8 protein-coding genes and 1 pseudogene are annotated in these 12,783 nt (G+C 68.7%); 5 read left to right on the forward strand and 4 right to left on the reverse strand.

The genetic code is table 11. From position 1 onward, the window contains the following. The first annotated feature begins 5 nt into the window (after window positions 1–5). A complete protein-coding gene (locus ABT254_RS19870) occupies window positions 6–1,124 on the forward strand; it encodes a fatty acid desaturase family protein (protein WP_351471516.1) in 1,119 nt (372 codons plus the stop codon). 396 nt (window positions 1,125–1,520) lie between these two features. Next, complete coding sequence (locus tag ABT254_RS19875) at window positions 1,521–2,111, forward strand: alpha/beta hydrolase (protein WP_351471519.1); 591 nt, start codon at window positions 1,521–1,523, stop codon at window positions 2,109–2,111. Between the two features lie 454 nt (window positions 2,112–2,565). On the opposite strand, the gene ABT254_RS19880 is transcribed toward ABT254_RS19875, so the two are convergent. The 3 genes and pseudogenes from ABT254_RS19880 to ABT254_RS19890 form a co-directional block, all read right to left on the reverse strand. Next, entirely contained in the window at window positions 2,566–3,393 is an 828-nt protein-coding gene (locus ABT254_RS19880; protein ID WP_351471521.1) for a ZIP family metal transporter, read from the reverse strand. A 169-nt stretch (window positions 3,394–3,562) separates the two neighbouring features. Next, window positions 3,563–3,927 (reverse strand): annotated as a pseudogene (locus ABT254_RS19885) (TMEM165/GDT1 family protein); the annotation flags it as partial. A 121-nt stretch (window positions 3,928–4,048) separates the two neighbouring features. After that, window positions 4,049–6,346, reverse strand: a complete 2,298-nt coding sequence (locus tag ABT254_RS19890; RefSeq protein WP_351471523.1) for an NACHT domain-containing protein — start codon at window positions 6,344–6,346, stop codon at window positions 4,049–4,051. A gap of 730 nt (window positions 6,347–7,076) precedes the next feature. Here ABT254_RS19890 and ABT254_RS19895 point away from each other — a divergent pair. Next, entirely contained in the window at window positions 7,077–7,532 is a 456-nt protein-coding gene (locus tag ABT254_RS19895) for a hypothetical protein (protein ID WP_351471526.1), read from the forward strand. Window positions 7,533–7,728: 196 nt separating this feature from the next. Here ABT254_RS19895 and ABT254_RS19900 read toward each other — a convergent pair whose 3' ends face one another. Continuing rightward, entirely contained in the window at window positions 7,729–8,955 is a 1,227-nt protein-coding gene (locus ABT254_RS19900) for an acyl-CoA dehydrogenase family protein (protein WP_351471529.1), read from the reverse strand. 669 nt (window positions 8,956–9,624) lie between these two features. On the opposite strand from ABT254_RS19900, the gene ABT254_RS19905 reads away from it, so the two are divergent. Then, entirely contained in the window at window positions 9,625–11,679 is a 2,055-nt protein-coding gene (locus ABT254_RS19905; RefSeq protein ID WP_351471532.1) for an Ig-like domain repeat protein, read from the forward strand. A gap of 96 nt (window positions 11,680–11,775) precedes the next feature. Next, on the forward strand, window positions 11,776–12,780 hold the full coding sequence (gene pstC, locus ABT254_RS19910) for a phosphate ABC transporter permease subunit PstC (RefSeq protein ID WP_351471535.1): 1,005 nt from the start codon (window positions 11,776–11,778) through the stop codon (window positions 12,778–12,780). The last annotated feature ends 3 nt before the right edge of the window (window positions 12,781–12,783 follow it).

Here is a 12,783-nt window from a genome sequence, read left to right on the forward strand (position 1 = left end):
GCACCTTGACCGCCATCGACCCCACAGCCCACCTGACCGCGGAGCAGATCGAGGAGCTCGGCCGCGAGCTGGACGCGATCCGCGACGAGGTGATCGCCGGCCGCGGCGAGAAAGACGCCGCCTACATCCGTAAAGTCATCGCCGCGCAGCGCAAGCTGGAGCTGGTCAGCAGGGGCGTCCTGCTGTTCTCGATGTTCCCGCCCGCGTGGCTGATCGGCACCGCCGGCCTCTCCGTGGCGAAGATCATGGACAACATGGAGATCGGCCACAACATCCTGCACGGCCAGTGGGACTGGATGCGGGACCCGAAGATCCACTCCACCACCTGGGAATGGGATCACGTCTCGCCGGCCGACCAGTGGAAGCACTCGCACAACGAGCTGCACCACACGTACACCAACGTGATCGGCAAGGACAACGACCTCGGCTACGGCATCATGCGCGTCGACGAGGACCAGAAGTGGCAGCCGTTCCACCTCGGCCAGCCGCTGTGGAACTTCCTCAACGCCTGCTTCTTCGAGTACGGCATCGCCGCGTACGACCTGGAGCTCGGCAAGAACCTGCACAAGCGCCGCCGCAACAACCCGGAGTTCCGCGCGCGGGCCAAGGCCGTGGGCCGCAAGATCCACAAGCAGGTGCTCAAGGACTACGTGATCCACCCGCTGCTGTCGGGCCCGTCGTTCCTGCCCACGCTGGCCGCCACGTTCACCGCGAACCTGGTCCGCAACCTCTGGTCCCACTCGGTGATCATGTGCGGGCACTTCCCCGAGGGCGTGCAGGTCTTCGAGCGCCGGTCGATCAAGGGCGAGACGCGCGGCCAGTGGTACCTGCGCCAGATGATGGGCTCGGCGAACATCAGCGGCAGCAAGGCCATGCACTTCATGACCGGCAACCTCTCGCACCAGATCGAGCACCACCTCTTCCCGGACCTGCCGAGCAACCGGTACGCCGAGGTCGCGGTGAAGGTGCGCGCGCTGTTCGAGAAGTACGAGCTGGAGTACGTCACCGGGCCGCTGCCCAAGCAGGTGTTCTCCGCATGGCGCAAGGTCTTCCGCCTCTCGCTGCCGAACAAGAAGCCCGACGTCAAGATGCCGGAACGCGAGAGGGAACTCGTCGCGGCCTGATTCCCGGTTGGCCGGGGCGGCGCCATTGGAGTCCTCGCACGCCTTCCATGGGGACGGTCATGCTGGCATGCGTCGGTGACATGCAGTCATGTCGCCGGGATCCTGGCTGACGCGTGAGGGCTTGACCGAGAGGCTGTTTCCGCATCTGGAAGCGGTCCGCACCGCCCTGGCCCGCACCGGCCGCCCTCGGGTGGACCAGGAGATGCTGCGCTGGGCCCGCCGGCGCCTCACCGTAGGAGCAAATGCCGACGAAGAGCGCCGAGATGGCAGGGTGAGCTGGTCACTCGGCGGCCACGTACTTACCCCGGTTTATGGTCACGTAATTCCCCAGGTGGTGGCCGTGGTGGCGTTCGCGCACCGGGAGTCACGTGATCAGCTGACGAGTATTCTGCGGCCATGTCTGATCCCGTGCCCTTCGCCATGCCCACCCGTTTCGACGGAGGCCGAGATCGTGTCGCGGTGGTCGTCCCAGGTGTCGGTTACTCTCCTGCCCGGCCGCTGCTGCACTTCGCCCGGAGCGTCCTGCTCCAGCACGGCTGGACGGTCCAGGAGCTGTGGTGGCAGATCCCCGATGGGTTCGCGCAGTTCACGGTGGACGACCGGATCGCATGGGTGGAACGGCAGGTCGCCGGGGCCATCGAAGCCGAGGCGGGGGCTTGTCGGCTTGTCGTCGGCAAGTCCCTGGGCTCTCTCGCCTGTGGCATCACAGCCGACAGGAACATCCCGGCAGCCTGGCTCACCCCGGTGCTGACCATCGACCACGTTGCCGCGGCTCTCCAGCGAACTACGGAGCCGACCCTCCTCATCGGCGGAAGCGCCGACAAGCTCTGGGATTCACGAATTGCTGCGTCCCTGCGACACGATGTCCTGGAAGTGCCCTCGGCGGACCATGGCTTGGAGCTTGCCGGCGATGCCGCAGGATCGGTTGAGGTTCTGCGGCAAGTCGTCTCCCGGCTGGACGGCTTCATCGGCTCGCTCGGCAGCTGAGGGCCTGTAACAAGATCGGCACGGGCGGGTCCTAGCCGCTGACGGAGGTGTTCGGCTTGCCGGTGTTACCTGATGGGCCCGGCGTGTTCGGCCGGCGCGGCTGCAGGCCCTCTTCACTGCCGCGGGCCCGTACGAGGTGCAGGTACGAACCATCGAGGTGCCCATCGCGCCGACACGCCACACACTGGCGACGGCTCGCTCACTCTGACCGCCCAGGCAGGGCCGGGCGGTGCGTAACAGGAACGCGTGCATGGTGTCACCGCGTGCTCAGTTCGGGGCCGACGGCCACGCAAGGCGAAGCACTCCGCTCGCGCCGGCGAGGGCGCGCCACGCGTACACCAGTGGTCCGCATCCCCCGGCCGTTGGTTCAACGCTCAGAACTTCACAGGGAATACGCACGTCAGCTGCCCGCGACTCTTCTCGCGGGCAGCTGACGGGAGACGGTACGGGAGCCTCAGGCCCCGGCGGCGGTGACGATGGCGTCGGTGGCGAAGCCGAGGACGAGGCCCAGCAGGATGCACCAGGTGGTCAGGGTCTTCAGCGCGGCCTTGCGGGCGACGGCCAGCAGCTCGATGACGACGTAGAGGATCGACCCCGCGGCCAGCCCCAGGAAGGCGATCGACACGGTGTCGTTGACCAGGTGCTGGCCGACCACGGTGCCGAGGAAGGTCGGGCCGCCGCCGATCAGGCCGAGCAGCAGCAGCGTGGCCCAGGAGGGGCGTTCACCCTCGGCGGCCAGTGGGGCGACGATGCCGAACCCTTCGGTGGCGTTGTGCAGGCCGAAGCCGATGATGAGGAGTACGGCCAGGGAGAGTTCGCCCTGGGCTGCGGAGTTGCCGATGGCCAGGCCCTCGGCGAAGTTGTGCAGGCCGATGCCGGTGGCGATCATCAGCGCGAGCGAGCCCGCCTGGCTGCGGACCCTGGGGGCGAGCTCGGCGGAGGCGGCAGCACCGGGGCCGACGGGCCGCGCTGCGGAGGCGGCACGGCGGGCGATCCAGCCGTCGTAGTACACCAGGCTCATCAGCCCGACTCCGAGGCCCACGGCGAGGGTGAGGCCCCCGGAGGCCACGGTGCCCCAGTCGTGCTTGCCCAGCGCCTCGTCGACCGGCTCCCAGGCGTGAGTCAGGACGTCCCAGACCAGGAAGATCAGGATGCCGATGGCGACGGCGTTCAGACCTGCGCGCAGCCGGGGGCTCGGGTTGCGCAGTCGGCCGAGGGGCAGGCCGAGGTAGATGGTGAACCCTGCGATGGCGCCGAGCAGGGCTACCTGGGAACTGGACATTAGGGGGGACTCCAGTTGGATGAGCGGAGAAGTACCTCCTGAAACTAGATGAGGCAAGCCTTGCCTAATAGATCCCTGTGGGTCGATTTTGAGAAGCCTTGGCCAATTCCTTGCGCTCCAGTAGTGCCGGAGGATGACACCGGCCGCCGGGCGTCGTGCCGCGCTGGTTGATCTGCGTCAGGTCGCCGCACTCGTTGATGAAGGCGGTCATCAACGCGGGCCAGAATCCTGTGACGGTCTTGCCGCCCTCGTCGGCCGTCCGCCTCCGCGTCTCCGCCGCGCAGCGGCATGAAGGCGCCGAAGGTGACGAGCAGGGCGGAGACGAGCTTGACGAAAAGGCCGGCGCCGACGGCGATGGCGACGTCCACGATCAAAGCGGTTCGAGCTGCCGAACCCCATGTAGAGCGGACGCATACGAGTGCCGATGGCCAGCGACGCGGACATGGTCCTGTCCGGGCGCTCGACGAGGAAGATCAGCCCGACGGCGGTGCCGATTGCCAGGGGGGGGCGAGATGCATTCCGGGCGCGTTCCATACGAGCCGGACCCGGATCTTCTCGCAGCGCCCGAAAGGGCGTTGGGCGGACCGCTCGGCCTGGCATGACGGACGCGCCCGAGTCATGCCCGCCTGCGAGTGTCGCCGGCGTGAGGCGCCCGCTACGTCAACGGTCGTCCCTCTGCGTCTTCTGGACGTGTCGCCGAGGGCGGGGCCGGTGGCGGCGGCGCTTCGGGGTGGCGGGCGAGACGGCGTTGCAGGTCGATGTGGCGGAACTGGTAGATGGGTCCGACCTGCCGCAGGACGCCCCGCACCTGGTGGGCGTCGGTGAGGAACGTCATGAGGTGGCGTGGCAGAGCCCCGTGATACCGGGCGGCCAGGTAGAGACGGCTCAGGGTGAAATCGCCCCAGGCGGTGCGGTGGAGAGCGGCGGCCAGACCGAGCACGAGTCCGCTCCAGAAGCCGATGCTGCAGCCGATCACAGTGCTCTCGATCAGTCTGCTGACGGGATCGCCGTCGCGCAGGTCACCGTTCAGATACCCCAGCAGGGTGCCCAGGAGGAGTCCGGCCAGGAGTCCGAGGAGGGCGCCGGTGCGTACGAAACCCAGGCAAGCCCTGCGGTCCTGGAGGAGCAGTTCCTCCGGGCTTGTGACCGAGGAGAGGTCGGCTGGGGCGGCGCTCCATGACGTGACCAGCCAGCAGACAAGTCCGGCCACGGCACCCCAGCCGACGCCGGCCACCCTGTCGAGGAGGACGTCGAGGGCTGTGCCGACGAGGAGGGAGGTCCCGAGCCCGAGAAGGAGGGGGCTGCGGTTCCAGGACCAGTGGCCCCGAGCTGTGGGTGTGTTTCGTTCTCGCAGCCGGAACACGTGGCTGAGCAGCCATCCCGCGGGCAGGTAGGCGGCCAACATGGCCAACATCCAGAGCGGGGGCCCCAGCAGGCCACCGTCCCAGTCCCCGAACAGGAGCGTGACACTGGGCGCGGAGCAGAACAGCGCCACGAGTTGCCCGAGGCTGCCCCCGGTAAGAAGTCCCAGAAGGGCAAGGCCTGTGCCCAGGAGCGTCAGCAGGAACATCGCCGCACCCAGGACCGCGCCCGACAGCAGCCGTCGCGTGGTTCTGGGCACGGCCAGCCGCAGTTGCCACCAGGCGAGGTCGGCTCCGCCGTGCAGATCGACCTCCAAGTGCCGGGCCAGGAAGGTGAGCGTCTGCTGGGCCTGGCGGCTGGTCCACCGCACCTGGTGGCCGGGAAGGGGGCGGTAGGCGGCGGGGATGAAACCGTCGAAGAGCCGGGCGCGGATGGCTGTGGCGGTGGGGAAGCGGGTGGTGTCGCACAGTTCGGCCGGGTCGGGTAACGCCGTGAGGCGCTCGCCGGGACGCGGGTTGTAGATCGTTCGGGCCAGGAACAGTGTCAGGGGCGTCTGCAGGGCCTGGCCGACGGGGGTATCGGTGGGCAGGAGGTCGAGCACGGGCCGCCACCGCTCGGCGGAAGGGGTACCCTCTCCGCCGGCGTCGCGGCGCAGGTAGGCGGCGGCCTCCTCAGGAGCCACGGCATCGAGTTCGATGCCGGCTGCCCCGCTGAGGCGCACGGGAACGCCTGCGTCAGCGGGCGGATCGACGGCGTCCCGGTACTCGGCGGTGCGGCTGGCCAGCACAAGGGGGGTGCCCGGAGGCAGTGCGCGGTTCACGGCGTCCAGGGCCACAGCTCGGGTGTGCGCGGGCAGTTCGTCCAGTCCGTCGAGCAGGGGAATGATCAGGCGCCGGTCCAGCAGAGCTCGGGCACGCGACGTTACCTGCCCAACTCCGCCTGTGGCCGGAGCGGGAACTGGCGCGGCAAGGCCCGGGTAGTCGGTCGCGAGACGATCGGCCAGCCATGCGTCGAGTTCCCGGCGGTCGGGATCCCAGGAGGCCAGCGGGAAGATGACCGGGACCGCCGAGCCCGCCTCGCGCGACTGGAGCAGACCCAGCAGGAGGCGTACGAGCAGCATCGTCTTGCCCGCGCCCGGCTCACCGAGGATCAGCAGGCGTCTGCCCGGTACGCGGGCGGTGAAGACCTCAACGATCTCGCCGTCGCTGCCGGCCAGGCCCTCGGGGCCGGATGTCCAGGCGGGCGGCAGTGCGGTCTGGTCGGCGGGCGCCCCGGTGGACGTACGTACGAGAATGTCCCAGGGGTCGACCAGATCGGCACGGGCGGGCCGCCAAGGGACCGGCAGTGCGTACGGTTCATCGAGGCGCCGGACTCTCGCCTCCGCCTGCCACTGGGTGCGCACCGCCAACGCCAGTTCGTCGGTCATGGCCGTCAGGCCGAGGCTGTCGGCGTGTTCGCGCCGATCGGCCCGGTAGCCGAGCCACGAAATGTACAGCGACGCCACGCCGACGACGAGGCCCACGGCGGTGCCGGCGATCCCCAGGATGTGTTCGGCGCTCGCTCCGCCGCCCCGCTGAGCCGACTTCGCCAAGACCAGTCCGACAGTCGCGACAGCTCCCGCAACCAGGGCCCATGCTCTGTAGCGTCCACGCCTGCTGTTGCCGCCGTCACCACGTGTGTCCCCCGTTCGCATGGGCATGAGGATGCCTTATCGCGCAGCAGGGCGACAGGCCGAAGCCGGACGGGTGAGCAACCCAGCGTACGACCTCTCGCCGCATCGACAGCCGCGGAGAAGTGATCGGAGAATGCTGCCCGCAGCCCGGCTACGGCCGCCATTGACTGTCCGCTGACTGTCCGCGAAGTCCCCGATTCTTGCGGTCCATCAGGCGGACCGCTTCTTGGGCGCGCCCGCAACCAAGTGAAGACGAAGAGCGATGCCGGGGATTCTCCATTTGAAGGAGCCTCATCAGCTGTCCAGCACGTAGATCTTTTCTGCAGCGACGTGCTGTCGCCGCCTCTGATGACCCACGCTGCGGACAGGTGGCACAACAATCCCCTGGTCAACAGCGTCGAGTGACGACGCCGACGGAACCAAAGAGATACTTGATCAACAATGGGCAATGTGGTGATGAAGTGACCCGATTGTCTGTTCTTTGCATGAATTGCGTGAACATGCCATCCCCGCTTGCGCCCTTTCGCACCATGAGTCCAGAACCGCTCAACAGACGACGGGGATGCAGTGCGGCATCGCGGCACCCGCCCCGCGGAGATGGGGGAAAGTGAAGTTACGAAAGCTCAAGGTCGGATCTGCACTCGTTGCCATGACCATGGGCGTAACCGGTTTGCTGACCTGTACCGCCCACGCCACAAGCAGTTGTTCCTCCGAGGTGTTGCACTACGAGGTGGACAACGCTGCCTTTGGCACGCACGCGGCCGACCTCACGCTGACGATCAACCGCTGCACCCTGCCGGACGGAACCCTCGCGGCCCCGACAGCGACTTACCTGCAAGGCAGCACCACCACCTGGGGTGACATCCTCTACGGTGCAGGGTTCGAAAGCATCGAAGGAACGGGTACGCCGCTCGAGATGAGCGGGGCTCGCTACCGGCTGAGGAACGTGGCCGTGTTCCAGGCCTGCCTGGCGAAGTACTCAACGCTCTGCTTCAAGGACCACATCACCTTCGAGACGCTGCTGGAAGGACCGGGCGGCCAAGTAGGGCGTTCGGTTGACGTCTCAGACGACAACACCGACTGGGATGTCAACCCTGTGTCCTGAGCGCCTGGCCGGGGTCACCGACTGATTAGAGTCGTGGCTCCGGTCCCGCACGGTGCAAGTAGCATGGGCGGTGGACGACCCTCCGTCCCGACCGCGCACTCGACCTGATCAGGCCCGTACCGTGCAAAAGCTCGGGCCTTGCCCGGTCGGCGACCGGTGGCCCTTGCCGCCTGATCCGGCGTCACTGGTTTCCCGATCAGGCCGGCAGTACGAACGGGGGATGGGCGCCGTTGAGGAAATAGTCCCCGGCGTCGCGGAACTGGTGGGCGACGGGCCTGTGCAGGGTGTGGGCCCGGGCGTTGCGCCAGAAGCGGTCGAGGCCCAGCCGTGCGGAGGCGGAGCGGGAGCCGACGACGTCCAGGGCGCGGCTGGTGGATTCCTGCGCCGCCCTGGAAGCGGCGGCCTCGGCCATCGTCACCTGAACCGAGATGTCGGCGTACTGGTCGTAGGTGAGGTCTTCGCCGCGTGCCAGGCCTCCGTGGACGGCTGCCAGTGCCAGATCGCTGAGTGCGGCGGCGGAGCGGGTGAGGATCGTGAGCTCCCCGTAGGTGGTCAGTACGTGCGGATCCTGGGGAGAGTCGTCCGGCCAGGAAGGGTGCCAGGACGACCGGCCCGCCCTGCTGTACTCGCGCGCTTCGGCGAGTGCGCCTTCGGCGAGGCCGAGAAGGAGTTGGACGGAGAGGAGACGCCCGATCGGTGAGGCCAGAGCGGCCGACGGTGAAAGTACGTCGTCGTCGGCGGCAAGGGAGCCGAGCACGTCGTGGACGGTGACGGGTACGGCGTCGAATTCCACGTCACCTCCGGCCGCGAGCCGCTGTCCGAAGCCTTCCGCGGGGTCGATCCGCACGCCGGGATGGGCGGGTGCGACGACGACGGCGACTGGTTCGCGGCTGCCGGCCCGCTCGGCCCGCACCGCGAGGCGGTCGGCGACCAGAACTCCGGTGGCGTAGCTCTGCCGGCCCTCGAGTACATAGCCTCTGCCTTTCCTGGTCAGGATCAGCGGGGGACCTTGAGCGGCGAGGCCTCCTCCCCAGCACCACTGCTCCGTTGCCGACAGCCGTTCGATCCGAGTGGCGAGGTCGGGTTCGGTGAAGGACCGGGCGCTCCATGACAGGAAGTAGTGCGTGCCCAGAAGTTGGGCGATCGCGGCGTCGGTGGACGCGATCTCCCGGACGACCGCGTACGCGGTGGGCCAGTCCGCGCCGCCTCCGCCGAGTTCGGCCGGTATGAGCAGGGTCAGCAGTCCGGATTCACGGAGTCCGGAGACCTCGCCGAAGGGGGCCTTGCCCGCATGCTCCCTGGCCGCCGCGTCCGTGGCGAGGTCGTCCGCCGTCTCACGGGCCACATGCAGCCAGTGGGCGCGGCCGGGCCCCATGCGGTCGGACGCCGGGGCGGGTTGGGTCGGCATGGTGGCAACGCCCATGGTGGGTGGTCTCCTCAGGATTGTCGGTTGGCGTGGTGTATTCCTCCGCCGGGAGGACCGGGCAGCTATTCCTAGTAATCCGATAGGAATTATAGGGAATGCGTGGACGGTGGCGTCTGCCTGGTGGAGGTGGGGTGTCGGTGTGCGCGGCGGAACTGTGAGCGGCAGGTAGCGCGGCGGCCAGTCTGTGAGGTCGCCCCTGTCTCAAAAGTGACGTGAGTAAACCGGGGTGAAACCCTCATTTTTCGCGTGGGTTGTGTCGACATGCGAGACGGTCGTCAACTTGTGTTGTCTTTGTGGAGGTCGCTGCTACTGTTCCCGCCGTGATTCGGACATCCTTTCCGACGCTGACTCGACGTCGCGTCGTCGATCTGATGCGTGTGGGCAGCGCCAGCTGTTGCCCCGGCGTCGCCGTGGCCTGCTGCTGAGTCGGACCGACACTCACACGCGCGCTCACTCCTCCCGGCCGTGACCCCCACGTGCGCGGGCACGCCAAGGCACCTTCCTCTCCCTCCGGACGTCCGACCGGCACCAGCGGTGTCCCTTCTGGTCGTTCAGTTCCGCGGTCTTCCGCTTTCCCGCGCTTTCCCCTGCCCGCGTCCACCGCCTCCGCGCGCCCCCGCCCGGATGCGGTGGGCCTTGCGGGCACGCCTTCCGAGGAGTTCACCCATGCGCAAGAGACGTATCTCGGTCGTGGCCACCGCCGTCGTCATCGCGACGGTCGCCACCCCGCTCGCCCTCACCTCCACCGCCGCCTACGCCGACCCGGGCGCAGGCATCACCGCCCACCAGCTCGTCGGCGTCGGCTCGGACGTCACCCAGGACGTCCTGGACGCGCTGGCCGGTGAGACCGTCAACGGCACCAGCTACGCCTCGACCGCGGTCACCGCGGACGGCTACACCCTCGCGTCCTACGACGCCACCGAGCCGGGCACCGGCTCCACGACCTCGCAGATCCAGACCCGGACGAGCGGCCCGAAGTTCCTGCGCCCCAACGGCGCCAATGCCGGCCGCCTCGCCCTCAGCGACTCGGTCGCGGGCGGCAACTACGCGGTCTCCGCGAGCCAGAGCGACGGCACCGTCGGCATCCAGGACCAGATCGACTTCGCCCGCAACACCAGCGCGCCCGCCGTCTCCGGCACCGCGCTGACCGCGATCCCCTTCGCCCGTGACGCCGTGGACTACGCGGCCAAGGGCTCCGCGCTCGCCCAGCTCACCAAGCAGCAGCTGCACGACATCTACACCGGCGCGCTGACGGAGATCAACGGAGTGAAGATCCACCCGTTCATCCCCAACTCCGGTGCCGGCACCCGCACTTTCTTCCAGAAGGCCATCGGAGTCACCGACGCCCAGCTCGGCAGCAACGTCGACACGCTGGACTACGACGGCAAGGCGGTCCAGCAGAACCGTCTGAACAACGTCATCGAGAACGACGGCGACATCGTCCCGCTCTCCGTCGCCAGCTTCGTCGCCCAGCACAACGGCACGGCGCCGGACCGCAGTTCGACCGCCGTCACGGGCGGCGCGTTCGTCGGCTCGCTGGACGAGGAGAACAGCGGCACCTACACCGCGCCGGTGATCCAGAACGGCGACGGCACCCTCTCCTCCAACTCGGACTTCTTCGCCGACACCACCTTCGGCCGTGACGTCTCCAACGTGGTCTCCACCCGGGCCATCGACCCGACCAGCGTCTTCTTCAACCAGGCCCTCTACGACGTCTTCGTGACCGACGCCGGTCACACGGCGGCGCTGGACTCCGCCGCCGCCCAGTCCGTGATCGCCAAGTTCGGCTTCCTGAACGTCAGTTACAACGGCGTCGCCGACCCCACCAACAAGCACGTCAAGCGCGGCGGCCTGGAGGATGCCAACCTCTCCACGGCAGTCCCCGCGGCCCCGACCGTGACCGCCACGCCGGGCGGCGGCACGCTGAAGCTGTCGTGGGCCCCCGCCGCCGGCGCCACCGTGAGCGACTACCGCGTCACCGTGCAGGACAGCACCGGCGCCCCCGTCGGCGGCTACGCCTACAAGGACGTAGCGGCCTCCACCACCGGTGCCGGCCTGACCGGCCTCGCCGCAGGCACGTACACCGTCACGGTCTACGCGGCGAACATCAACGGCAACAGCGACGCGACCACGGCCACCGCGACGGTCAAGACGGCCACGACCGTCACCGCCACGGCCTCGGCGGCCAAGCCCGCCTACGGAACCACAGAGTCGGTCGCGGTGACCGTCGGCCACAGCGACGCCGCCGTCCCGACCGGCACCGTCGCCGCCTACTACGGCTCCACCAAGGTGGGTTCCGCCACCCTGAACACCTCGGGCAAGGCCACCGTCAGGGTCGCCACCACCAAGCTCGGCGCGGTCGGCGGCAAGACCCTGAGCATCCGCTACGGCGGTGACAGCGCCCATGCCGCCTCCAGCAAGAACGTCTCCTTCACCGTCGTCAAGGCCACCCCGACGCTGACCGTCACCGCCCCGACCCGCGTCAGCCACACCCAGCACGCCGCGATCACCGTCAAGGTGAGCGCCACCGGCACCACCCCGACCGGCACCGTCCGGATCTACAACGGCTCGACCCAGGTCGGCAGCGGCACCCTCAGCGGCGGCAAGGTCACCATCACCATCGCCAAGCTCTCCAAGGGCACGCACACGCTCAGCATCCGCTACGGCGGCAGCAGCCACGTGAACGCCAAGTCCAAGAGCATCAGCATCACCAGCTACTGAGCACCCCCGGAAGGACCGGAGCCGGCACCGCGCCGGCTCCGGCCCCGGGCGCCGTCGTACCCGAAACAGCCGAAACCAGGAAGGAGCACAAGGACCTTGGGCCACCCGCTGACCGCGCCGGGCGAGGACACGCCACGGCCGCTGTCCACCGCACGGGGCACCGGTGACCGCATTTTCCGGGGCGCGCTGCGCGGCTCCGGCCTCGCCGTGCTCGCCATCATGGCGGCCGTCGGCCTGTTCCTGCTGCTGCGTGCCCTGCAGGCGCTGCGCACCGCCGGATTCTCCTTCCTCACCACCCAGCGGTGGGAACCGGACACCCATGACTTCGGCATCGCCGCCGTACTCACCGGCACTCTGCTGATCGCGGCGGTGGCCGTCGTGGTGTCGGTGCCGCTGGCCCTCGGGACCGCGCTGTACATCTCCGAGATCGCACCGGCCCGGCTGCGGCGCACCCTGATCGCGCTGGTCGACCTCATGGCCGCCGTACCGTCGGTGGTCTACGGCCTGTGGGGGCTGTTCTTCCTGCAGAGCAAGGTGATCGGCCTGTCCCGGTGGCTGTCGGCCTGGTTCGGCTGGATCCCGTTCCTGCACGTCGACGGCGCGCACCAGGACGACCCGCTCGCCTCCGCCAGCGTGTACACCGCTTCGACGTTCGTCGCGGGCATCGTGGTCGCGCTGATGGTCGCGCCGATCCAGTGCTCGGTGATGCGTGAGGTGTTCGGCCGCGCACCGGCGGGGGAGCGCGAGGGCGCGTACGCGCTCGGCTCCACACGGGCCGGCATGATCCGCAGCGTCGTCCTGCCGTACGGGGCCGCCGGCATCATCGGCGGCACCATGCTCGGACTCGGCCGGGCCCTGGGCGAGACCATCGCCGTCTATCTGATCATCTCGCCGGTCTTCACCATCCAGCCGCACATCCTGCAGACCGGCTCGAACTCCGTGTCCTCCCTGATCGCCCTGCACTACGGCGACTCCTCCGCCTTCGGTGTCTCCGCGCTGATGGCGGCCGGGCTCGCCCTGTTCCTGCTGACCCTGGTGGTCAACTTCACCGCGTCCTCGATCGTGGCCCGTTCCCGGTCCGGCGCACAGAGCGAGGCCTGAGCC

This window comes from Streptomyces sp. NPDC001137 (genome assembly GCF_040298885.1).
In the GTDB taxonomy this organism is placed as follows: Bacteria; Actinomycetota; Actinomycetes; order Streptomycetales; family Streptomycetaceae; genus Streptomyces.